24 protein-coding genes are annotated in these 21,533 nt (G+C 44.4%); 12 read left to right on the top strand and 12 right to left on the bottom strand.

Translation table 11 applies throughout. From position 1 onward, the window contains the following. Positions 1–16: 16 nt before the first annotated feature. Entirely contained in the window at positions 17–697 is a 681-nt protein-coding gene (locus WA325_RS09960; protein WP_105954644.1) for an ArsR/SmtB family transcription factor, read from the top strand. Positions 698–892: 195 nt separating this feature from the next. Here the strand turns inward: WA325_RS09960 and WA325_RS09955 are convergent, their stop codons facing one another. From WA325_RS09955 to WA325_RS09945, 3 genes are all read right to left on the bottom strand, one after another. Beyond that, complete coding sequence (locus WA325_RS09955; protein ID WP_105954643.1) at positions 893–1,378, bottom strand: DUF2798 domain-containing protein; 486 nt, start codon at positions 1,376–1,378, stop codon at positions 893–895. An 82-nt stretch (positions 1,379–1,460) separates the two neighbouring features. Continuing rightward, positions 1,461–1,904 carry a GNAT family N-acetyltransferase gene (locus WA325_RS09950; protein WP_105954642.1) on the bottom strand — a complete coding sequence of 148 codons (444 nt, stop codon included), beginning with the start codon at positions 1,902–1,904 and terminating at the stop codon, positions 1,461–1,463. Beyond that, positions 1,901–2,797: a LysR family transcriptional regulator gene (locus WA325_RS09945; protein WP_202853285.1), complete on the bottom strand. Its 897-nt coding sequence runs from the start codon at positions 2,795–2,797 to the stop codon at positions 1,901–1,903. The genes WA325_RS09950 and WA325_RS09945 overlap by 4 nt, the downstream gene beginning before the upstream one ends. A 189-nt stretch (positions 2,798–2,986) precedes the next feature. Here WA325_RS09945 and WA325_RS09940 point away from each other — a divergent pair, with 189 nt between their 5' ends. Next, positions 2,987–4,186 carry an MFS transporter gene (locus tag WA325_RS09940; RefSeq protein ID WP_202853284.1) on the top strand — a complete coding sequence of 400 codons (1,200 nt, stop codon included), beginning with the start codon at positions 2,987–2,989 and terminating at the stop codon, positions 4,184–4,186. 80 nt (positions 4,187–4,266) lie between these two features. Here the strand turns inward: WA325_RS09940 and WA325_RS09935 are convergent, their stop codons facing one another. Further along, a complete protein-coding gene (locus WA325_RS09935; protein ID WP_336183565.1) occupies positions 4,267–5,115 on the bottom strand; it encodes a pentapeptide repeat-containing protein in 849 nt (282 codons plus the stop codon). 161 nt (positions 5,116–5,276) lie between these two features. Here WA325_RS09935 and WA325_RS09930 point away from each other — a divergent pair, with 161 nt between their 5' ends. Together WA325_RS09930 and WA325_RS09925 are read left to right on the top strand one after the other, a co-directional pair. Continuing rightward, on the top strand, positions 5,277–5,660 hold the full coding sequence (locus tag WA325_RS09930; protein ID WP_105991110.1) for a YybH family protein: 384 nt from the start codon (positions 5,277–5,279) through the stop codon (positions 5,658–5,660). 107 nt (positions 5,661–5,767) lie between these two features. Next, positions 5,768–6,562, top strand: coding sequence for a hypothetical protein (locus tag WA325_RS09925; protein ID WP_336183564.1), 795 nt, complete (start codon positions 5,768–5,770; stop codon positions 6,560–6,562). Between the two features lie 45 nt (positions 6,563–6,607). Here WA325_RS09925 and WA325_RS09920 read toward each other — a convergent pair whose 3' ends face one another. Together WA325_RS09920 and WA325_RS09915 are read right to left on the bottom strand one after the other, a co-directional pair. Further along, a complete protein-coding gene (locus tag WA325_RS09920; RefSeq protein WP_336183563.1) occupies positions 6,608–7,342 on the bottom strand; it encodes a MerR family transcriptional regulator in 735 nt (244 codons plus the stop codon). Between the two features lie 155 nt (positions 7,343–7,497). Beyond that, on the bottom strand, positions 7,498–8,808 hold the full coding sequence (locus WA325_RS09915; RefSeq protein WP_059292131.1) for an MFS transporter: 1,311 nt from the start codon (positions 8,806–8,808) through the stop codon (positions 7,498–7,500). Positions 8,809–9,243: 435 nt separating this feature from the next. Between WA325_RS09915 and WA325_RS09910 the strand changes: the two genes are divergently transcribed. Beyond that, the gene (locus WA325_RS09910) at positions 9,244–9,693 is read left to right on the top strand and encodes a DUF6376 family protein (protein WP_105991108.1); all 450 of its coding nucleotides are present in this window, start codon (positions 9,244–9,246) and stop codon (positions 9,691–9,693) included. 33 nt (positions 9,694–9,726) lie between these two features. Here WA325_RS09910 and WA325_RS09905 read toward each other — a convergent pair whose 3' ends face one another. Beyond that, positions 9,727–10,656, bottom strand: a complete 930-nt coding sequence (locus tag WA325_RS09905) for a manganese-dependent inorganic pyrophosphatase (protein WP_336183562.1) — start codon at positions 10,654–10,656, stop codon at positions 9,727–9,729. Positions 10,657–10,865: 209 nt separating this feature from the next. Here WA325_RS09905 and WA325_RS09900 point away from each other — a divergent pair, with 209 nt between their 5' ends. Beyond that, positions 10,866–11,243 carry a winged helix-turn-helix transcriptional regulator gene (locus WA325_RS09900; RefSeq protein ID WP_024123528.1) on the top strand — a complete coding sequence of 126 codons (378 nt, stop codon included), beginning with the start codon at positions 10,866–10,868 and terminating at the stop codon, positions 11,241–11,243. Between the two features lie 29 nt (positions 11,244–11,272). On the opposite strand, the gene WA325_RS09895 is transcribed toward WA325_RS09900, so the two are convergent. After that, positions 11,273–11,758: a spore coat protein gene (locus WA325_RS09895; RefSeq protein WP_024123527.1), complete on the bottom strand. Its 486-nt coding sequence runs from the start codon at positions 11,756–11,758 to the stop codon at positions 11,273–11,275. A gap of 145 nt (positions 11,759–11,903) precedes the next feature. Between WA325_RS09895 and WA325_RS09890 the strand changes: the two genes are divergently transcribed. From WA325_RS09890 to rplI, 4 genes are all read left to right on the top strand, one after another. Beyond that, complete coding sequence (locus WA325_RS09890) at positions 11,904–12,053, top strand: hypothetical protein (RefSeq protein ID WP_010332611.1); 150 nt, start codon at positions 11,904–11,906, stop codon at positions 12,051–12,053. Between the two features lie 224 nt (positions 12,054–12,277). Beyond that, the gene (locus WA325_RS09885) at positions 12,278–13,207 is read left to right on the top strand and encodes a YybS family protein (protein ID WP_336183561.1); all 930 of its coding nucleotides are present in this window, start codon (positions 12,278–12,280) and stop codon (positions 13,205–13,207) included. A 36-nt stretch (positions 13,208–13,243) separates the two neighbouring features. Continuing rightward, positions 13,244–15,223 (top strand): cyclic-di-AMP phosphodiesterase GdpP, encoded by a 1,980-nt coding sequence (gene gdpP, locus WA325_RS09880; protein ID WP_105954631.1) that lies wholly within the window; start codon positions 13,244–13,246, stop codon positions 15,221–15,223. Next, on the top strand, positions 15,220–15,669 hold the full coding sequence (gene rplI, locus WA325_RS09875) for a 50S ribosomal protein L9 (protein ID WP_010332608.1): 450 nt from the start codon (positions 15,220–15,222) through the stop codon (positions 15,667–15,669). Before gdpP ends, rplI begins: the two co-directional genes overlap by 4 nt. A gap of 36 nt (positions 15,670–15,705) precedes the next feature. Here the strand turns inward: rplI and WA325_RS09870 are convergent, their stop codons facing one another. From WA325_RS09870 to WA325_RS09860, 3 genes are all read right to left on the bottom strand, one after another. After that, the gene (locus WA325_RS09870; RefSeq protein ID WP_336183560.1) at positions 15,706–17,781 is read right to left on the bottom strand and encodes an ArnT family glycosyltransferase; all 2,076 of its coding nucleotides are present in this window, start codon (positions 17,779–17,781) and stop codon (positions 15,706–15,708) included. Between the two features lie 135 nt (positions 17,782–17,916). Further along, a complete protein-coding gene (locus tag WA325_RS09865) occupies positions 17,917–19,125 on the bottom strand; it encodes a CynX/NimT family MFS transporter (protein WP_336183559.1) in 1,209 nt (402 codons plus the stop codon). Between the two features lie 72 nt (positions 19,126–19,197). Next, positions 19,198–19,338, bottom strand: coding sequence for a YycC family protein (locus tag WA325_RS09860; protein WP_003242786.1), 141 nt, complete (start codon positions 19,336–19,338; stop codon positions 19,198–19,200). A 117-nt stretch (positions 19,339–19,455) separates the two neighbouring features. Here WA325_RS09860 and WA325_RS09855 point away from each other — a divergent pair, with 117 nt between their 5' ends. Further along, positions 19,456–19,659, top strand: coding sequence for a hypothetical protein (locus WA325_RS09855; protein WP_105991105.1), 204 nt, complete (start codon positions 19,456–19,458; stop codon positions 19,657–19,659). Positions 19,660–19,710: 51 nt separating this feature from the next. Here WA325_RS09855 and WA325_RS09850 read toward each other — a convergent pair whose 3' ends face one another. Further along, positions 19,711–19,911: a DUF2188 domain-containing protein gene (locus WA325_RS09850; protein WP_038954329.1), complete on the bottom strand. Its 201-nt coding sequence runs from the start codon at positions 19,909–19,911 to the stop codon at positions 19,711–19,713. Between the two features lie 170 nt (positions 19,912–20,081). Here WA325_RS09850 and dnaB point away from each other — a divergent pair, with 170 nt between their 5' ends. Beyond that, positions 20,082–21,446, top strand: a complete 1,365-nt coding sequence (dnaB, locus tag WA325_RS09845) for a replicative DNA helicase (RefSeq protein ID WP_024123520.1) — start codon at positions 20,082–20,084, stop codon at positions 21,444–21,446. Positions 21,447–21,533 lie beyond the last annotated feature (87 nt).

The following is a 21,533-nucleotide window of genomic DNA, read 5'->3' as shown; positions in this document are numbered from 1 at the left end:
TGTAAGGAGGAGAATGATGAATCCTAATATTGCAAAGGTTGCTTCGTTACTATCTGACCCCACGCGTTCTTCTATTCTTTTGAGCCTTATGGATGGAAGAATACACCCTGCTGGAGAGCTTGCATATTTCGCTAAAATCAAGCCTCAAACTGCGAGCTTTCACCTGCAAAAATTACTTGAAGCACAGCTCATCAGTGTAGAGAAGCATGGAAGACATCGGTATTATAAATTGGCTAGCGCCGATGCCGCAAAAGTGATCGAACAATTGCTCAGTATTTCGCCTGATTCAAAAGTGAAGTCTTTCAATGATTCAAAAGAAAAAAGTGATTTACACTTTGCCCGTACCTGTTATGATCATCTGGCTGGTTATATCGGCGTGCAAGTGACACATTCATTAGTCGAGCAGGGCTTCTTACGAAAAGCAGATTTACACTTTGAGGTGACTTCAGAAGGCTCTTTGTTTTTAAAGGATTTTGGAGTCGACGAAGAAAAACAAAGAAATAAGAGGAGAGCTTTTGCGCTTTGCTGTTTAGATTGGAGCGAGCGGCAGCATCATTTAGCAGGCGCTTTGGGACATGCATTATTAGACAGGATGCTAGAACAACAATGGATTGTGCGTATGCCTAAAACTAGAGCTATTAAGGTTACACAAAGCGGAAAAGCTGCTTTTGAGAAATACTTTAAATTGAGTATCTAAGATGTGAATAGAAAATTTTACCGGTGAAGGGCTCAAACAATAAAAAAATGGCCATTGCCGGCGGCAGAGGCTTTTGCTGAACTTGTTTTATATTCGTTTGGTGAATCTGAACAGGAGTCTCTCGTTGGGATGTCCGGTGAATAGACAGGATGTTGGAAAAGGAGGAGTTGGTACGCTCACTCCTTTTCATATTAGTCATCCATCAAACTGCGGCTGAACCTTGGGTTTTACAAACTTTACGAAAATGCCCCGGACTAAAGGGCCCATGATGAATAATTGCAATGGGTAGGCTAAAATAAAGTTTTTCAGAACGATCATAAGGTAAGCGCTGAATAGGCTGTTCTCGTTAAGTCCATTCGATAAAGCTGCCGTGATTAATCCGAAAACAGACATACAAAGTACCATACCAACCACCATACAAGTCGACATGGCAAGGACCATATATAATTTCTTAGACTTGTCGAACGGCATTTTGAATGTCATTTTTCTTGCGAGCGGCCCGACTAAAAGTAAATCTAACAGTAACGCTACAATAAATCCAATGATCATCTCAAAAGCTGTAACCCATGAAAAATCACGAATGGCTCCGTTGATCACTGCATTGTAAATCGACATGACGCAGACCATCCCAAAGCACATCATCACGCCAAAGATAAGGCCTTCTTTTTTATTTGCTGGCATACAATCAATCCTTCTCTCAATAATCGGTGATTAGTATACCAATGAATCACACATGCTCATAAGTGACAAATTTGTGAACAATTTATTGGCCGGAATCGTCTTCTTTTGTCATCAGCACATGCGGAATGCCATCCAATATAAATTCCTCTGATGCTGTCTGATAGCCGAGCTTTTCATAAAAGCCTGCTGCCTGTGTCTGACCGTGCAGTTTACATGTATAAATGCTTTTTTCTTTCACAATGCGTTCTAACTCATCGACAATCACTTTACCCAACCCGAATTTGCGATAGGGCTTCAGAATACAGATTCTTTCCAGTTTGCCCGCGTGATCAACGATACGCACACGCGCTGTGCCGACCGGCTGTTGTTCATGGTAAACCAGAATGTGCTGGCAATCCCCATGGAGTGTATCGAACTCATCGAACTCGTCGGAAACTGGACAGCCTTGTTCCTCAACAAATACTGCCTTTCTGATGTCAAACGCTGTATGTAAATCATGTTCTGTCGTTATTCTCTTCACATTCATGATTGATCCTCCTCTTTATCAGAAAAATGGCTGATGACATACTGTTTAAAGGTCTCTGCCACCGGGGATAAAAATCTGCCTTCTATCCAGGCGATTCCTATGACGCGCTGACATTCCGGCCAGCTGACCCGAATCTTTGTGATTTTGCTTTGGTCTAACCCTTTAAGATCGGGCAGAATGGATATGCCAAGACCGGCTGCCACAAAACCTGCCGCAGTGGCTGCTTCTTCACCCTCAAACATAATGTTCGGTTGAATGTCCGCTTTCTCAAACAATTCATCAACCGTCATGCGAAGCGCATATCCTTTTTTCAATAAAATGAAACGCTCATCCGCGACTTCAGTCAGGGCAATGCTTTCGCGATGAGATAACGGATGGTTGTTTGGCACAAATACAAACAGTTCTTCGCTCCATAATTGTATCCATCGGATCAGCTTTTCAGGCTTGATGGAGGCAAGGAGACAGAGATCCAGATCTCCGGATTTTAATCGTTCAAGCAGCCAATATGAATGGTTTTGCTTCAGCTGGAAGGTAATGTCGGGATATTTCTGCTGAAAGCTGCCGATTAAATCGGGAACCAGCGTTGTTCCTAATGTATGTAAAAAACCGAGAGACACTTCGCCTTGGTCAGGCTGCAACAAAGCCTGGATTTCTTCTTTCCCTTCGGTATATTCCTTCATCATGGCATGAACGCGTCTTAAAAATATTTCTCCGTATTTGTTTAGTTTAATCGAACGTCCTTGCCTGTCGAATAGCGGGACGCCTAAATGGTTTTCGAGTCTGGCGATTGAGCGTGAAAGCGCAGGCTGTGTGATCGACAGACTTTGTGCCGCCTTCGTGACGTGCTGCATGCGGGCCAGTGTTTGAAAATATTCAAGTTGTTCCCATTCCAAATCGTCATCCCCTCCTACATTACATTTAAGCATGAAATGGATATTTATTATGCATTATACAACATATATCAACGGTGCTAAGATAAATGTATAAACAGACTCGAGGATGTTTGAAATCGCAAGAATTAAAGGATGGGTGTTTATGGAGTGCAGTCTTCAACAAAATGGTGAGGGGCAGATAAAGTCCCGATGACATACATTCAAAAAGGCACACCGGCTTTTCGGAAAATTACGTTTGCTTTCTTTGCCGCGGGTTTTAATACATTTGCCATTCTGTATTGTGTACAGCCGCTTATGGAGGAATTTACGCGGGAGTTTCATGTGACACCTACAACAGCGAGTCTTTCTTTATCTGCTACAACAATGCTCTTAGCTGTCAGCATGCTTGTTTTCGGTTCGTTGTCAGAGGTATGGGGACGTAAGCCAATTATGGCTGTATCCATGCTGGCCGCATCCGTTCTCTGTCTGGCGTCGGCCTTCAGCCCGAATTTTCATACGCTGCTCGTATTGAGAACCATTCAAGGGATTGCGCTCGCTGGCCTCCCTTCGATTGCGATGGCTTATCTTGGAGAAGAAATTGAACCCGGAAGCCTGGGGTCGGCGATGGGGCTGTATATCAGCGGAAACGCGATCGGCGCCGTTTTTGGAAGGATTGTTTCAGGGCTCTTGAGTGAGTACTTTACTTGGCATATAGCGATGGGGTCAATTGGTGTGATTAGTTTGATAGCGAGTATGATATTTTTTATGAATTTGCCTCAATCGACCCATTTTACGCCGAGAAAACTTGAGATCGGGCAGTTGGGAATGTCTTTAATCAGCCACTTGAAGGACCGAAAACTGTTAAGCTTGTTCTTCATTGGCTTTTTGCTTCTCGGAAGCAATGTTGCATTGTTCAACTACATTGCGTATGTGCTGTTAGCGCCGCCGTATTCCTTTAACAAAGCAATTGTCAGCTGGATATTTATTGTGATGATTGTCGGGATTTTCAGCTCGTCTTTTATTGGAAGAATGGTCGATCAATACGGTTATCATAAAATACTGATGATGAATATTTTTATCGTGATCACAGGTGCATTATTAACGTTAAACGGCATATTAGCAGTAAAAATTCTGGGGATTGCCCTTTTTACCTTTGGTTTCTTTGGAGGGCATTCAGTCGCCAGCAGCTGGGTTGGACGGAGAGCCCTGCATAACAAGGCGCAGGCCTCATCGCTGTATTTGTTCTTTTATTACGCAGGTTCAAGTATCTGCGGAACAGTCGGCGGCGTGTTTTGGTCTGCTTTTCATTGGCTGGGTGTCGTCGGTATGATCACGTTCATGCTGCTGTTTGCCTTCGTGCTGTCGGTATTTCTGGCAAGGAGTGAAAACGTGTCGGGCAGCGCGCTATGACTGTTTTAACATGTCCTGAGGTGCAGGGCAGTAAATTGAAATGATGGTGACAAAAAAAGGACCTCTGGCGGGTCCTTTTCTTATTGGCTGTTGTTCCAATGGGCCGGGATTTTTAAAGTAGGCGGAAGCTTTGTGCGGGGATTGCCTTTTGCAGCGTTCACTTGTGCCTGCGTTAGAAAAATGCTTCCTGTCAGGTCAGCTCCGCTTAAATCAGCATCTCTGAGATCAGCGCCGATGAAATCTGTCATTCTCAGATCAGAATGTCTCAGGTCGGCTGCTATGAGCAGTGCTCCTCTGAAGTTTGCTCCTCTTAGATCAAGCCCTTTCAGTTTCGCGCCGATCAGGGCGCTTCCACGGCCGATTTTTTTCGGGAGTTTTTGATTGCGGGCTTGGGCACGCACCAGCTCACTCGTTTTTAACAGCCATTCATTAACCTCAGCTCTATGCTCGGACACATGTAGGTTCAGCAGGTTTTCCGCGCTGAGCCTGGTGAGTTTGTCCGTCTTTTCGAAACAAGCCCGCAGCTCACGGTGAACCGGCTTGGCTGCCTCTATAGAAAGAGCTTCATGTAAATACCAAAGCATCTCATGCAGCTGCTGCATAATTGGAAAAACGTCAAACATCTCTTTCGCGGATTCCGGGTTGTTTCGCCAATCCTTCCCCTCATAAGTAATTTGGGATACCTTTTGACCGGCGCCAAAGCATTCATAAGCTGAGCAGCCTCGAAATCCTTTTTCTCTAAGAGCTTCATGTATGGCACATTGGTAGTTTGATTGTAAGTTGCGGCAAGGCGTTCCGCCATCTTTATCAAAAGCAAAATCGGCCGATTTCGCATAAGGCAAGGCAACACAGCACAGGCCAAAACAATGTTGGCAATCTGCGCTTATCTCATGCTGTCTATTGTCATGTAATGTGAATTCCACAGACAATATCGTTCACCCCTTCACTCGGGAACTTTGTAAAATATAGGTTTTGTTCGTACTATTTGCATTATATAGGAAATAGGTATACTTTTCATTTTATTTTTTCATGAGTCAACCCCTCAAACAATGTATAATATATCCAACCGTGACGATGGGGAGGGAACCTTTTGGAACAGCAAATTAAAGAGATCATTTCTGCTTGTGATGTGGCAATCCGGAACGAAGATTTTGATACACTGATGAATTACTATACAGAGGATGCCATTTTAGTTGTGAAGCCTGGCATGATCGCACGCGGTAAAGAAGAAATCAAAAAAGCGTTTATTGCGATCGCAAATTATTTCAATCATCAGCTTGTGCCGACGCAAGGGGAAATGGTCATTTTGGAAGCAGGCGACACTGCTCTGGTCCTTTCTCAAACGCTGCTTGAATCGGATAAAAAGAATTCCGAGTATGCGATGGAAAGAAGGGCGACCTATGTGTTTAAGAAGAATATGCAAGGTGAGTGGCTTTGTGCAATTGATAATTCATATGGTACGGATTTAATTTAGTTTATAGTGCTTAGACATTCTGAAACAAGACGGGCTGCATGTGATCTGCTGTGTACTTTTCCTGCATATAATGATTCATGAAGGTGAATAGGAAAGGGTGAATTCAATTGAATCCATACAACAGCAGAATGGCACCTTATTGGGTTTATCATGGCGGAGAATCAACGCTTTACCAGTATCCATATATCTATAGGCAGCCCGGTTTCTCGCGCGCCATTATTACTGCAGCGCGGGGTGATGTGACCGGAGATGGAGCCGATGATGAAGTCTTCCTTACTGGCAATCAAACGTCAGGCAGTCCGCTATGGAGAAATATCACTTTGGTGATACGTGACGGCAAAACACATCAGGAACGGCAAATCCAGCTTCATAACAATATCGGATACAATCCGTCACTTTCTCTGGCTGATGTGACAGGCAATCAAACGGAAGATGTGGCTGTTGTGATCGATACCGGGGGAAGCGGAGGCTCTATATATGCGTATGTGTTTGCCTATATGAACCGGCAGTTCAGGCAGATTTTCAATTCGGATTCTTTTAATGATGAATTCAAGTACAGTGTGAGCTATCTAAATCAATATAAAGCGAGCATGGTCAGTCAACGCCAGCATGAACAATATATACTGGATCTTACTTACAAAGGCAGAGACTATTTGAATGAAATTTATACGAATCAGGGTGTTTTAAAAGCGCCGATAGAAGGCTGGGTCAATCCTTTATCCGGCTTGTATCCGGTTGATTTCAACAGAGACGGCGTATACGAATTGCTGGCGTATCAGCGGATCGCCGGGAGGTATAACGCCGACTCATTGGGATATGTTCAAACCGTATTGAAATGGAACGGGCGGAATTTTGGCGTTGACCGGCAGAATGTATCGATTGTTGGCGGTGCCGCAACTTGAGTAGAGAGAATGCGTTTTCTCCCTATAGAGTGGCAAAGACTCACGCTACAGGTGTTCTGTAACGACGGTCAGATAATAAGATAAACCGGTTTGCTGCTCTTCTAACATTCCTCGATGAAAATCATCCTGCATAAAAAATCGCGTTTGTTTTACGTAATCTTCTTTGCTTGTCGGATGTCCGTTTTGAGTCAGGAACGTAATATGATTCATGACATGCTCTTGCACGGCAGGGTCATGATACGTCACGCCGCTTCTTAAAAAATCAGCCATTCCATCAAGAAAATGTTTTGCCTCTATCGCCATTTTGTTCATTTCATCTACATTGATAGCGTGGGTATCTACTTCAAAATCGTAATGCTCTTTTAAATGGTCATTTTGTTCCGCTAAAGATTGTTTCCATTCGTCAGCGGTTTCAAATCCTTTAAACATTACCTTATGATCCATGTTCTCACCTTTTCTTGTGTATTCTAAAGACGTATTGACCGTTTGAACAAAGCGCTGGTACTTTTTAATTTTCTTTTCAAAGAGCTTTTTTTGCTTTTCTAATGTGCCAGTTCTGTCAGCATCCTCATCTAATAACCTTTTTATTTCTGACAAAGGAATATCTAATTCTTTGTAAAAAAGGATTTCCTGCAGTCTTTTTAGCTCGTCGGCACCATAGTACCGATATCCGGCTTCGCTGATTTCTTTTGGGACCAGCAAGCCGATTTTGTGGTAGTGATAAAGCGTTTTGATTGTCACGTTCGCAATGTGCGACAGTTCTTTTACCGTTACCTTCACAGCTCAATTCCTCCTTCCTCTATCACTATGAGGCCTTACCTTTGGTTGGAGTCAAGAATAAAAATGATGTTATTTTTGCCCGGAGAGAATGGGATATAGCCCCCGAGAAAGCTGTTTTATGATCAAAGAAAAGAGTGCTTGCACACAAGCACTCTTTACTCTAACTTAATTCTTTTCACATCTCCTAGCACAAATACGTAAAAAATCAGCCCAAGCAGCAATACAAAACCGGCAACCAGGAAGCTGAGCGTAAAGGAACCTGTCACATCAAACAAATATCCCGTGAGTGAAGCGGCGATTATGCCTCCGAATAGGTTGTTTGCCAAGTTTACCATGGAACTCAGCATGGAAACGGAGCCAATCGGGGCCAGTTCTGCGGAGATGGACCAGCCGACCGGAGCCGTTGCAGAAACGCCGGCGAGGCCGATTGAAATGCAGATAATCGCAACGGTGATATTATTCGTCAAAATGGAGCCTAAAAAGAAAAAGCCGAAGCTCATCCCTACAATAATCACGGTTCGGTACACCTTGGTGTTGGAATAGCCTTTTTTGATAAGGTAATCGACGAGCCAGCCGCCGACCACAATGCCGGAAATGGTTGAGATCAGCCACGGCACGGCGGTGAATAAACCGGATGACATGAGATCCATTCCGTATGTATGCTTAAAGAAAGTCGGTAGCCATGTAAGCAGCAGGTTGAATGTATAGCCGTACCCCGTAAATCCGATCATTAAGCCCCATACTTTACGATTAGTGAAAAGCTTTTTTAAAAGCGGACCCGTTTTGTAAGGGATTTGCTCTGTTGTGATTGTATTGTGTTTCTGAATATAGTTTAATTCGCTTTTGGAAATGCGTTTGTGCCGTTCGGGCTGCTCATAGTACTGCCAGAAAAAGATGGTAAACAGCACATTGATGCATCCGATCGTTAAAAAGGCGACCCGCCAGTCAAAGGTTGTGACGAGAAAGGCGACCAGCGGCGCTCCGATTACGTTTGAAAATTTGGCGGCTGAATCAAACAGTGAGTTCGCCAGGCCCCGTTCGCTTGGCGGAAACCATAGAGCGGTTGCTTTGGAAGCGGCGGGGAACGCCGATGCGCTTGTCAGACCAATGAGAAACCGGAACACATATAAGAGCAGTTTTCCTTGTAAAAAAGCGAGAATGATCGTTAAAATGCTCCAAACCGTCATTCCGATTCTTGTGACCCAGGCCACGCCAAACCTGTCCAATAAACTTCCGACGGGCAGCTGCATCAGTGTGTACGAATATGTGTAAATCGAAAACACAATGCCGAGTTCAGTTGCTGTGAGGTGAAACGAATCTTGTATCGCCGGGGCAGCTACAGAAATGGCCACTCGATCAAAATAATTAAGAATGATAATGCCGCTCAGTAACGAAGATATATACCATCTGGTATGCCCTGGCCGTTTCACGCGCTCTTGACTCATGATGAAAACCTCCTCTGTCATAGCATGATCTCCGGATGTAAATACCATTCAAATTTTAAATACCACAGCTCTCTTTTATGTAAACGGACAGCAGGAATTTGACTGGAAAAGCCCATTGCTTTAGAATGAAAGTAATAAAAATGAACACTCCAAAGGGGAGTAGCTTTCACAGTAAAGTCGTCATTACGGGACAAGTGTCCTCGGCTTTGCTGGCAATTTGATTGTTAGCGAGACCTTTGCCAAATCTGATTTGGTGAAGGTCTTTTTGTTTCTGAACTTCACCAAATCGGTGGAGTTTTTTCATTTTTATCAAAAAAGGGAGAGGAGATTCACGATGTCTAAGCTGAAGAAATGGCTGAAACGTGAAGTGGTGAAGAAGGGGCTGCCATTAGCGAAAGAGAAATTGATTCCGATCTTAAAAGAAAAAATGAAGAAGAAACGATAAGGGGGCAAACAATGAAGAAAATGGTTCTGACGGTTTTGGCCGGCGCGGGTCTTTTGGGGGCAGGCGGATGCGGAATACTGGATCAGGTGAATGAAGGGCTGGATTATACAAATGAAGCGTCAGCTTATGTGGAAAAGGTGAAGACGTTTGCAGAGGAAGCGCCTGCATTGGCTGAGGAAGCTGTAAATGACACTGAGGCAAAAGAAAAACTAGAGACACAGCTTGAGTCTATTCAAAAGGCAGCGGCTGATTTTAATGAATTAACCCCGCCTGATGCCGCAGCGGAGCTTCACAACACCCTGCAGGAGCATAACGAAACTTTGCAAAAAAGTGCGGAAGACGTCTTGCAGCAAGTGGAAGAAGGAAAGGTATCGCTTGAGGAATTGGAGCAATCCGAATTGGTCCAAAACGCTAAGCAAATGACTGATGTGATGGGGCAAATTGAAAAGCTTGGCGAATAAGAAAAAGCATCCCGGGAGCGGGATGCTTTTTTACTATTCTGCAATCGCGTCTGTTAACACAGGAACGACTTGTTTTTTACGAGAAACAACGCCTTTAAGAAGGGCTGTGTTGTTTTCTAATGTGACGTTGAACGCTTTTTCCACTTTGTCCGCTTCGTTACCGATTGCAAGTGCAAGTGAATCGTTTTCTAAGATGTCTGTGATCACAAGAAGGAACAGATCAAGGTTCTTCTCAGCCACAACTTTAGAAATCACCGCTTCTAACTCAGCTTGGCGCTTTCTCACATCTTCGATATCCACTGTGTTGACTTGTGCGATTTCGACTTTTTTGCTGCCGAGTGTGAATTCTTTTGCATCAAGAGAAATCAGCTCTTCAACTGTTTTTTTGCTTAAGTCAGCGCCGGCTTTCAGCATGTATAAGCCGTATTCTTCAGCATCTACGCCAGCGATTTCAGCAAGTTCTTTTGCTGCCGCTACGTCTTGAGCAGTGCAAGTTGGAGATTTGAATAACAGAGAGTCAGAAATGATAGCAGACAGCATAAGGCCGGCAATTTCTTTCTCGATTGTTACGTTATTTTCTTTGTACATTTTGTTTAAGATTGTAGCAGTACAGCCGACAGGCTCAGCACGATAGTAAAGCGGCTCAGCTGTTTCGAAGTTTGCGATTCTGTGATGGTCGATGACTTCAAGAACCTGAACGTCTTCAATATCCTTGATGCTTTGCTGGCGTTCGTTGTGGTCAACAAGGATAACGCCGTTCACTTCGTTTGCAGCTGTTTCTACAAGACGAGGGCTTTCTTGTTTGAAGTAATCTAGCGCGTATTGTGTTTCGCCGTTGACTTGTCCAAGTCTGACAGGCTCAGCGTTGAAACCGAGTTTGTTTTTTAAATCAGCGTAAGCAATAGCAGAGCAAATCGTATCTGTGTCTGGATTTTGGTGTCCGAAAATAAGTATTTTTTCCATGATAACTCCTTATCCTTTTTTAAGTAGTGTAAACATTCTTTTTATAGTTTAACACGTCTTGCTGCGGGTGTAATCATGCAAACCCTTAAAAATTGATGTGAATAAAAAGCATTTTTTTTGAGTGGAAGAGGAAAGGTGTGTAAAATACTGGGTAGGTCAGTTGCAAAATGATCTGTAGTATCAAAAAAGGTACTATTGGAGGGGCGAACATGAGCCGAAAAAACAATATTTATCCGAACAAAGAAGGCTGTCCAGTTGAATTTACACTAGATGTCATTGGCGGAAAGTGGAAAGGAATCCTTTTTTATCACATGATAGATGGCAAGAAACGGTTCAATGAGTTTCGCAAAATCTGCCCGAGTATTACCCAACGAATGCTGACCCTGCAGCTTCGGGAGCTTGAAGCGGATGGCATTGTTCATCGCGAAGTTTATCACCAGGTGCCGCCCAAGGTTGAGTATTCTTTGACAGAATTCGGGCGAACGCTTGAGCCGATTGTATTGCAAATGAAAGAATGGGGCGACGCCAATCGAGAAGTACTGGAGGCGCGTCGTTCGAACAGTTTATTAAAAGAACAGCAGAAGTAGCAGCAAAGGGAGAGCCTTTGCTGCTACTTTTATTTCATCGAAATGGCTTTATTGGCGTTTCTGACGTCATTTTTTAACAGATCAGAAAGGTTGTAAGATGGGTAGTATCCATGCTGATACATGTATTGATAAACCTGCGCATGCAACTTAATGGCAGCGTTTAGCTGTTTGACAAGTACGGTTCTTAATTGAGGTGTTGCTGTTTCTGTAATTGCGATGGCATAGCTGCGGACAGATGTTTTGGCAAAGCCGAGCAGGTCACCGCTGTAAAATGGGTTATCCGCGCGCTCTTCTTCTTCATCATCGCGAGGCATCGGCGCCTGAGGGAAGAATGGGAGAAGCTCTTTTAAGTTTTGCTCAACGGCCTGAATGGACACGCTATAAAGCTGTCTGAGCTGAGGATCTCTAACTTCTCTAATCATTTTCTTCAGTTTAATGAGCCCGTTTGCCTGAAAAGCAACCAGCTCATGCATCTCTAATGTTTCATGCCAAGCCAACGTTCTGCGTTCATCCATGTAACAAATCTCCTTTATCAATCAGATTCTGTATCAGCATATGCCCAACGTTCAATGTTGTTCATGATGTTTTGAAGTTTTTAAAAAGGGAAATTCACCTTATATAGGATACGGGTTGAGAACATCCAAAAAGAGGTGAAACACGATGTGGGACATGATAAAGAACTTTTTCTTGTTTAGCAGCGGCGTTCTGCAAGCAACAACCCTTTTACTTGTGATTTTAATATTTGTGTATGTCAGAAAAACGAAGAAGAAAAACAAAGAATCTTCTGGTTTTATGGATGATAAAGAATAAGAAGTGATGGGCATTCTTTTAAAGAATGTCTTTTCGTTTGCAATGTTTCACATGAAACATTGGCGTCATTTTACTTGCGATTTGGACTTATGTTAAAATATAAAAGTAATTTTAGAGATGATATGAAAACATTGGTGCAAAACATGTTGCGGCGATGAAAAAAAGAGCAGTCGTTTATGCTGCTCTTTTCTATTCGTATGTTCAGTATGATACGAGGTGACTAAGTGAAACAAACAAGAGCATTAATGGAAGGTGCTATTTTAATCAGTTTGTTTGCGATCATCACACTGTTGGTCGTTTATGTTCCATTGATTGGAACAATTCTGTTATTTGCACTGCCGCTGCCTATGATCCTTTATACGATCAGACAAGGATTGAAATTAGGATTATGGATGGGCGCTGTCAGTCTTCCTGTTGTCTTTATTGTCGGGTCCTTTAACGGACTTATTGTAGCTTTTATGTCAGCTTGTGCGGGCATTGCCATGGGGCATTTTTTCAAAAAAAGAGAACCCGGTCATGCTATTATTTCGGGTGCCCTTATTTATATGCTTTGTATCGTGTTTTATTTTGTGATAAGCATTCAGTTTTTGGGTATCAATATCATTGATGAAGCAATGACACAATACCGGCAATCACTCGATATCGTTGAATCTGTTTTGAAACAATCGGGTAATGCTGAAGAGCTTGAGAAACAAATGAAACTGATGGAAGAACAATTGAGTACGGTTCAATATCTTTTTCCAACAGCTATCGTGATGGTAGGAGCCATTTTTTCTTTCCTCAGTTACCTTATCGCTAAGCCGCTCTTAAGGCGATTCTCCCCCGATATTCCTAGTCTAAAGCCTTTTAGAGAGTTGAAGTTTCCGCAAAGTGTTGTAGTGCTGTATTTGTTGATTGTCATTCTTTCATTTCTGCCTTTAGAAAAAGGCCAAATGCTGTACTCTATCGCTTTAAATGGGGAGTTTATACTCGGGTTTCTTATTTTTATCCAAGGTTTATCATTTATCTTTTTCTATTGCCATAAGAAAAAATATCCGAAGGCAGTCGCCGTCATTGCAGTCATTCTTGGTTTTCTGCATCCGATTTTTATGGCAGCCATTCGCATTTTGGGCGTTATGGACATGGGCTTTAACATAAGGAATAAGGTGAAGTGAATATGAGTTGTACTCACATGGTGGGGAGTGATAGAAATGCCAAGCTTTTATGAAAAACCGTTGTTTCGGTATCCCATCTATGCATTGATTGCTTTGTCAATCATTACAATCCTCATCAGCTTTTATTTTAACTGGATCATAGGAACCGTCGAAGTGTTGCTGCTTGCAGTTATACTGTTTTTTATAAAACGCGCGGATTCTCTTATTCGAAAAGAGATTGACGCTTATATTTCTACGTTATCCTACAGGTTGAAAAAAGTCGGTGAAGAGGCATTGATGGAAATGCCGATCGGCATCATGCTTTTTAATGATCAATACTATATAGAATGGGCAAATCCGTTTCTCTCTTCTTGCTTTAATGAAAGTACTTTAGTGGGGAGATCACTTTATGATACGTGTGAATCAGTTGTGCCGCTCATCAAACAAGAGGTAGAATCGGAAACGGTTACATTGAATGACCGAAAATTTAAAGTGGTCATCAAACGGGATGAGCGTCTGCTTTATTTCTTCGATGTGACGGAACAGATACAGATTGAAAAGCAATATGAAAATGAAAGAACTGTGCTGGCCTATATTTTCCTTGATAACTATGATGATGTGACGCAAGGATTAGACGACCAGACGAGAAGCACGATGAACAGCCAAGTGACATCTTTGCTCAACGCTTGGGCGCAGGAGTATGGAATATTCCTGAAAAGGACTTCATCAGAACGTTTCATAGCTGTGCTTAATGAACACATTTTAACCGAACTTGAAAATTCGAAGTTTTCGATTCTGGATGAAGTACGGGAAAAAACTTCATTTGACGGCGTTGCGCTGACCTTAAGCGTGGGTATCGGAGCTTCGGTCTCATCGCTGAAAGAGCTTGGCGATTTGGCGCAATCCAGTCTGGACTTAGCGCTGGGCCGCGGCGGAGACCAGGTAGCCATTAAGCTGCCAAACGGAAAAGTGAAGTTTTACGGCGGTAAAACAAACCCGATGGAGAAGCGAACAAGGGTGCGCGCCCGCGTGATTTCTCATGCTTTAAAAGAAATCGTTTCTGAAAGCAGCAATGTGATTATCATGGGACACAAATTCCCCGACATGGATTCTATCGGCGCGGCGATCGGGATATTAAAGGTGTCACAGGCAAATAACAAAGATGGATTTATTGTGATTGATCCGAATCAAATCGGTTCAAGTGTGCAGCGCTTGATTGAGGAAATTAAAAAATATGAAGATCTGTGGTCCAGGTTTATTACGCCTGAAGAAGCGATGGAAATTGCCAATGACGACACGCTGCTTGTCATCGTGGATACACATAAGCCGTCGCTTGTCATGGAAGAACGGCTGGTAAACAAAATTGAACATATTGTGGTCATCGACCATCACCGCAGAGGCGAAGAATTTATCAGAGACCCGCTGCTCGTCTATATGGAGCCGTACGCTTCATCAACAGCGGAATTGGTGACAGAGCTGCTAGAGTATCAGCCGAAGCGCTTAAAAATCAATATGATTGAAGCAACCGCCCTATTAGCTGGTATAATAGTGGATACAAAGAGCTTTTCACTCCGCACTGGCTCGCGGACCTTTGATGCAGCTTCATATTTAAGAGCGAAAGGCGCCGATACGGTGCTTGTGCAGAAGTTCCTCAAAGAAACCGTTGATTCCTATATTAAACGGGCGAAGCTGATCCAGCATACGGCCCTCTATAAAGAGAACATCGCGATTGCGTCTCTGCCTGAGAATGAGGATGAATATTTCGATCAAGTGCTGATTGCGCAGGCTGCGGATTCACTGCTGTCGATGAGCGAGGTTGAGGCTTCATTTGCGGTAGCAAGACGTGATGAACAAACTGTTTGTATCAGTGCGCGGTCTCTTGGCGATGTGAATGTTCAGATCATCATGGAGGCGCTGGAAGGCGGAGGACATTTAACAAATGCGGCGACTCAGTTATCCGGCATTTCAGTAACAGAAGCGCTGGAACGGCTGAAAGGCGCCATAGATGAGTATTTTGAGGGAGGCGTACAAAGATGAAGGTTATTTTCTTACAAGATGTAAAAGGAAAAGGAAAAAAAGGCGAAGTGAAAAACGTAGCAGACGGTTATGCGCATAACTTTCTGATTAAAAAAGGCCTCGCGGTTGAAGCGAACGCGTCAAACATCAGTGTACTAAACGGTCAAAAGCAGAAAGAGAAAAAAGAAGCCATCGCAGAGCTTGAGCAGGCAAAGAGCTTAAAAGAAACATTAGAAAAACTGACTGTTGAGCTCAGCGCGAAATCAGGTGAAGGCGGCCGTTTGTTCGGCTCTGTCACAAGCAAGCAAATTACTGAACAGCTTCAAAAAGACCATAACATTAAAGTGGATAAGCGAAAGCTGGAACTGCCGGACGGCATCCGTGCGTTAGGATATACAAACGTTCCTGTGAAATTGCATCCTGAGGTGCAGGCTGTGTTAAAGGTACATGTGAAAGAAGAAGCTTAATAGAAAAGAGGCTTGGATTGATCCAAGCCTCTTTTTTTATTCTGCGAGATAAAGGGTTTGCTGGCTTTCTCCGCCTGATCCACTTTTCATGCCTTGCTGGCTGCTTGTGCTGCTCGAGGAACTGCTGTACTCGTCAGAAGATATTTCTTGGCCGTGTTTCTTGATCCAAGAAACGAGTTCAGTATTGCCTGAGTTAGCTTCTGACAGCAGGAAGTATTTCACTTTGCCCTCTTTGACCAGTTTTTTCAGCTCAGAGACAGTCAGAATCGGATCTGTGCCGTTGAAGCCGCCGAGTGCCATGACAGATTCATCTGTATTGATGATATATGGCGCAGCCGTTACGGTTGTCAACGCAGCAAATAAATACTCTTCGCCGGTATTATGCTCTCTTAGATAAGACAGGAGACCGGTGTCCATTTCTGAGGAGAACATGTTTCCTCCGTTTGCCGAGCTTTTAAGCTGCGGGCCGGATTCAGGAAGAACGCTGTTGCCCCCGTATAAAAGCGGCGTTGCTGACCAGTAGATTGGTGCGAGCAGCAGCACACATAAGCTGACAATGATTAGCTTTTTGCTGCTTTTGAGCATGAGCAGAGCAATGGTGGTGCCGAGTCCTGCGAGTCCGAGTACATACATCCAGCCACTGCCGATTTGGCTTGTATAAGCACTTAAAATATAGACTTGGAATGCGGCTGTAATGAAGACGGCCGCTGGCAGCAGGCAGCTTGCCCAATCTTTATTGTTTTTGTATAAGCGATACATTGTATACCATCCGATACCGGAAAGTGCGGCAATCGGCGGTGCCAGCATAATCAAGTAATACTGGTGGAAGAATCCCGCGATGCTGAAGAAACCTGCCACAGGTACGAGCCATGCTGTCCAGAATACCGTTTCTTTCATTTCCGTAGCCTGACCTCGGCGATCACGGTACCAGCTGACAATTACACCTAGTAATCCGATCAATGCGAATGGAAGCATCCAGCTGATCTGGCCGGAAAGAGCAGATTGGAAGAGACGAAGCGGTCCTGCATCACCTGTGCCGAACATGTTCATGCTTTTTCCGCCGCCACCGCCGGGTCCTCCATTCCCTGGTCCGCCTGTTGGAGGTGTGCCGCCTCCTCCATTGGAAGCGCCGTTTTGTCCAGAAGGCGGCTGAGGTGTATTGCCCCCGAAGGAACCGGTGCTGTTTTGATTTGCATCTGCCTTGCTGTTTCCGTTCTGAGATGAAGAGGTTCCGTCAGAAGATTCATTGTGATTTGGCGCTTGCATCGTGCCATTATTCTGCATATTACCGCCGCCTGCGCCATTCATATCACCGCGTGCAAGGCCGGTGGTTTGCCCAAGCAGCCGCTCTGTGCCGTTATATCCGAAGGCGAGTTCTAACACAGAGTTTGTCTGGCTGCTTCCGATATACGGCCGGCTGGAGGAGGATGTTGAATCCACAATAACCGCCCATGAGAGCGATATACCGGTTAGGAGGATAAGAGACAGAATCAGCGATCCTGTTTTTTTCTTTAGCGAAATCCGAGAAGCAATCAGGTAGAATAACACAAATGCAGGCAATACCATAAAGGCTTGCATCATTTTCATATTAAATGCAAGGCCGATCAGGCCAAAAGCTGTTAGGAGCCAAACGAGCTTGCCTTGTTTGGCCGCCCGAAGAAGGCATGATGAACCGAGCAATAAGGTAAAGACAAGCATGCTGTCAATGTTGTTTGTCCGGCTGACGGCGACTGCGATCGGTGTCAGCGCCATGACAAGCGCGGCGGCGCGGGCCGCTCCAATGCCAAATGTCGGTTTGATCATTCTGTACAGAAGGAATACCGATCCAACCCCGGCGAGAGCCTGAGGAATGATGACACTCCACGTATGAACACCAAAGATCAGCGCGAAGATCGTTTGAATCCATAAAACAACAGGCGGCTTATCAACTGTTACAAATCCGGAAGGGTCAAATGACGCATAGAAGAAATTGTGGAAGCTTTGCGTCATGCTTTTCACCGCTGCCAGATAGTATTGGTTCGCGGCGTCATCCTGCCAAATGTGATAGGTGTTGAGAAAAGCCGCTGCAAGCAAAATAACAATAAGGACTGTGTCGAAACGTTTGGTTTTCATCGTTTTTCACCTCTTTATGATGTCTTATTGTAAAAAACAAATATGAAAAACTTATGAATAAACCATAAAGATTCAAAGAATGTCTGACAGTTTTTCCATAAAAAAAGAGGCGGAGACATCTTCCCCGCCCTTTTTCTACGCTGAATTTCTCTTTCTCTCTGTCTGAAGGACGTATCGATCGCGTCCTGCCCCAAGTCCTGCTGTTCCCATGACGATTAAAGCAGCAATAAGAAGCACAATCGGCATTGTCCATGAATGTGTCTGGTCAAAGAGATACCCGACAAAGATCGGTCCGACGGCTGCAAGAAGGTAGCCAAATGACTGTGACATACCTGACAGCGCTGCAGCCTGATACGCATTTTCACTGCGGAGCCCAATGAGAGTGAGTGCCAGACTAATGCTGGAGCCTTGTCCGATACCGATAATCACCATCCAGATGGCAAGCATGGCATGGCTGCCTCCCGTTAATAATCCGCATAGACCGATCAGATAGACTGCGGTCAGCGCTGCAACGATCCCGCGCTGATGTTTCACGCGGTCAGCTAAAACCGGTGTCAGAAAAGTGGAAGGCAGACTCGCAAATTGCATGAGTGATACAAGCCATCCGGCGGTTGACGTATCAATCCCGTGTGAACGGAGAATCTCAGGAAACCAGGCGATACTGCTGTAAAATAAAAATGATTGCAGGCCCATGAAGATGGTGACGAACCATGCCACTTTAGAAGCCCAAATCGGACTGGTTTTAAGCTGCGGCGTCTGGTTGGACGCATCCCGATGGCGAAGCTGAGGTATCCAAATCAGCAAGGCTAGAAATGCCAAGCCTCCCCATAAAAGAAATCCCTGTTTCCATCCGCCATCCAACTGTGACGCTAAAGGAACGCTGATACCTGATGCTAAAGCAGCGAATATATTCATAGATGTCGTATACAGGCTGATCATGATCCCTGGCTTTTCAGGGTATTTATGTTTGATTAAGCTTGGCAAAAGTACGTTTCCGATCGCAATTCCGATTCCGATGAGTGCCGTTCCGAAAAACAAAGCGGGGGTATAGCCGGCAGATCGAATCAAAACACCGATAAACAGTATCAGGAGACCAAGCCATAAGGTTCGCTCATTTCCGAGGCGCCGTCCGAGCTTAGGCGCGAGCGGAGAAAGAACGGCAAACGAAAGCAGCGGCAGTGCGGTCAAAAAACCGGCTGCCCCATTGGACATGTGCAGCTCGGTCCTGATGGAGCTGATGACCGGCCCGACTGAAGTGATTGCGGGTCTTAAGTTAAACGCGATAAAGATAATACCGGCAACCAGCCAAAACGATTGGATTTTTTTATTTTGTGGATGTGGCAAAGCAGTTACTCCTCTTTTCTAACATATACTTAATATCATTCCGATACATGTAAGCAAGTATGCGAGTGCAGGTTATGATTTGTCCTCTTTCTGCAATTCAGCCATTTTGGCAAGCAGAATATGCTGAGGCATATGCATGATCTGTTCAAGCGGCAGATTCAAAGACTCTGCAAGCTTTTGTGCAGTTTCAGCAGAAATTTGCAAAGGTCTCACAAAGATCCCTCCTCTCTTTTGTCCATTGTACAAGAATCAGATGTGAAACGTAAGAAGATATCACAAAGCGATGGTGCATTCGGAAAACCCTTATAAAAGAGATAAGGAGGGTTCAACATGAACAAACCGTTATCATTATTAAAACAAATGCTGTATGAGCATCAGATAGACACAGAGAAAGCTGTCACATTGGAAGAATATATTGCATTGCGGCATAAGCTTCAGGAGCTGATGGGGAAATTTGCTTCCTTTGAAGAGTGGGAGCTGTATCAAAAGGCGGCGGATCTCATGATGCATATTGGATTCAAATGGATGGAATAGCGTGTCGTCCCCGCTAAAAAAAGCCCCGCGGCAGCGAAGGCTTTCAGTTTGTTAGAAAGAGAGTTCATCTTCCACATTTTTATGCTGGTCATAAATCACAAGCTTTGCCGGGCTGTTCTCTTTGGCTACCTGCTTCGCTTTTTCAATAGCGGCGTCTTTTGAGGTGTATAAAGCTGTAGGCGCCACATTCTCCACTTTGATAAACCAGCCGTCCGCATCGACGTTGGGTGTTACGGCGTATTTTTTCAGCATCATTCATTCCTCCCTCAAGATTTATCAGTTTTTTTCCCAGCCTGGCACTGTCCGAAACTATCCAATCTGCTGACTGAAAAAAATGGGAAACAAAGAATTTTTCTATTTTTTTTCTGGATAAATGGTAAAATGGAGTTTGGAGATTTTTTAATGAGAGGACGGTGCTTAGCATGACAGACCTTCTGAATGATCGGCTGCCGCCGCAAAATATAGAAGCCGAACAAGCCGTGTTAGGCGCTATTTTTTTACAGCCGTCTGCTTTAACACTGGCTTCAGAGGTATTGATTCCAGATGATTTCTATAGAATGTCCCACCAAAAAATTTATAATGCGATGCTGGTGCTCGGAGACCGCGGTGAACCGGTTGATTTAGTTACGGTGACGTCAGAGCTTGCCAACACGGACCTGCTGGAAGAAGTGGGAGGCATATCGTATCTGACTGATATCGCAAACTCGGTGCCGACAGCGGCTAACATAGAATATTACGCAAAGATCGTTGAGGAAAAATCAATTCTTCGCCGGTTAATCAGAACAGCGACAACCATCGCTCAGGACGGATATACCCGCGAGGACGAGGTCGAAGATTTACTCAGTGAAGCGGAAAAAACGATTATGGAAGTGGCGCAGCGCAAAAATACAAGCGCCTTCCAAAATATCAAGGATGTCCTTGTTCAGACGTATGACAACATCGAGCAGCTTCACAATCGAAAAGGCGATATTACCGGGATTCCGACAGGGTTTTCTGAGCTTGATCGGATGACTGCCGGATTCCAGCGCAATGACTTGATTATTGTGGCTGCCCGTCCGTCAGTAGGGAAAACGGCCTTTGCCTTGAATATCGCGCAAAACGTAGCGACGAAGACCGACGAGAGTGTAGCCATTTTCAGTCTTGAGATGGGTGCCGAGCAGCTCGTTATGCGTATGCTTTGTGCCGAAGGAAATATCAATGCCCAAAACCTTCGTACAGGAAATCTGACAGAAGAAGATTGGGGCAAGCTGACGATGGCGATGGGAAGCCTGTCCAACAGCGGGATTTATATCGATGATACACCGGGTATCCGTGTCAGTGAAATCCGCGCCAAATGCCGCCGTTTGAAGCAGGAAAGCGGTCTTGGCATGATTTTGATCGATTACTTGCAATTGATCCAGGGAAGCGGACGTTCAAAGGATAACCGTCAGCAGGAAGTATCAGAAATTTCCCGTGAACTGAAATCGATCGCCAGGGAGCTTCAAGTCCCTGTTATCGCGCTTTCTCAGCTTTCACGTGGCGTTGAGCAGCGTCAGGACAAACGTCCGATGATGTCTGACATCCGTGAATCAGGAAGTATCGAGCAGGATGCGGATATTGTCGCGTTCCTTTATCGTGATGACTACTATGACAAAGAATCTGAGAACAAAAACATTATCGAAATCATTATTGCCAAACAGCGTAACGGCCCGGTAGGAACCGTGTCTCTTGCGTTCGTAAAAGAATACAATAAATTCGTCAACCTGGAACGGCGTTTTGATGACGCAGGTGTTCCGCCTGGCGCGTAAACCCCAAGAGCTTCTTCTTGGGGTTTTTTCATCCAAAAGACTGAAGAGGAACCAGCCACTTAGCGGATGTAAAAATGAAAGCGTTTT

Origin of the sequence: Bacillus sp. 205(2023), assembly GCF_037027485.1 — a bacterium.
In the GTDB taxonomy this organism is placed as follows: domain Bacteria; phylum Bacillota; class Bacilli; order Bacillales; family Bacillaceae; genus Bacillus; species Bacillus halotolerans.
The sequence above is the reverse complement of the archived record's forward strand: the minus strand, read 5'-3'. Positions and strand labels throughout refer to the sequence as shown.

Bases quoted from the DNA above. Each gene is read 5' to 3' on its own strand.
- WA325_RS09955 (WP_105954643.1), bottom strand. From the start codon at position 1,378: ATGCCAGCAAATAAAAAAGAAGGCCTTATCTTTGGCGTGATGATGTGC.
- WA325_RS09870 (WP_336183560.1), bottom strand. From the start codon at position 17,781: ATGAAAACCAAACGTTTCGACACAGTCCTTATTGTTATTTTGCTTGCA.
- WA325_RS09940 (WP_202853284.1), top strand. From the start codon at position 2,987: ATGACATACATTCAAAAAGGCACACCGGCTTTTCGGAAAATTACGTTT.
- WA325_RS09960 (WP_105954644.1), top strand. From the start codon at position 17: ATGAATCCTAATATTGCAAAGGTTGCTTCGTTACTATCTGACCCCACG.
- rplI (WP_010332608.1), top strand. From the start codon at position 15,220: ATGAAGGTTATTTTCTTACAAGATGTAAAAGGAAAAGGAAAAAAAGGC.
- WA325_RS09915 (WP_059292131.1), bottom strand. From the start codon at position 8,808: ATGACAGAGGAGGTTTTCATCATGAGTCAAGAGCGCGTGAAACGGCCA.
- WA325_RS09905 (WP_336183562.1), bottom strand. From the start codon at position 10,656: ATGGAAAAAATACTTATTTTCGGACACCAAAATCCAGACACAGATACG.
- gdpP (WP_105954631.1), top strand. From the start codon at position 13,244: ATGCCAAGCTTTTATGAAAAACCGTTGTTTCGGTATCCCATCTATGCA.
- WA325_RS09900 (WP_024123528.1), top strand. From the start codon at position 10,866: ATGAGCCGAAAAAACAATATTTATCCGAACAAAGAAGGCTGTCCAGTT.
- dnaB (WP_024123520.1), top strand. From the start codon at position 20,082: ATGACAGACCTTCTGAATGATCGGCTGCCGCCGCAAAATATAGAAGCC.
- WA325_RS09895 (WP_024123527.1), bottom strand. From the start codon at position 11,758: ATGGATGAACGCAGAACGTTGGCTTGGCATGAAACATTAGAGATGCAT.
- WA325_RS09850 (WP_038954329.1), bottom strand. From the start codon at position 19,911: ATGCTGAAAAAATACGCCGTAACACCCAACGTCGATGCGGACGGCTGG.
- WA325_RS09950 (WP_105954642.1), bottom strand. From the start codon at position 1,904: ATGAATGTGAAGAGAATAACGACAGAACATGATTTACATACAGCGTTT.
- WA325_RS09855 (WP_105991105.1), top strand. From the start codon at position 19,456: ATGAACAAACCGTTATCATTATTAAAACAAATGCTGTATGAGCATCAG.
- WA325_RS09910 (WP_105991108.1), top strand. From the start codon at position 9,244: ATGAAGAAAATGGTTCTGACGGTTTTGGCCGGCGCGGGTCTTTTGGGG.
- WA325_RS09890 (WP_010332611.1), top strand. From the start codon at position 11,904: ATGTGGGACATGATAAAGAACTTTTTCTTGTTTAGCAGCGGCGTTCTG.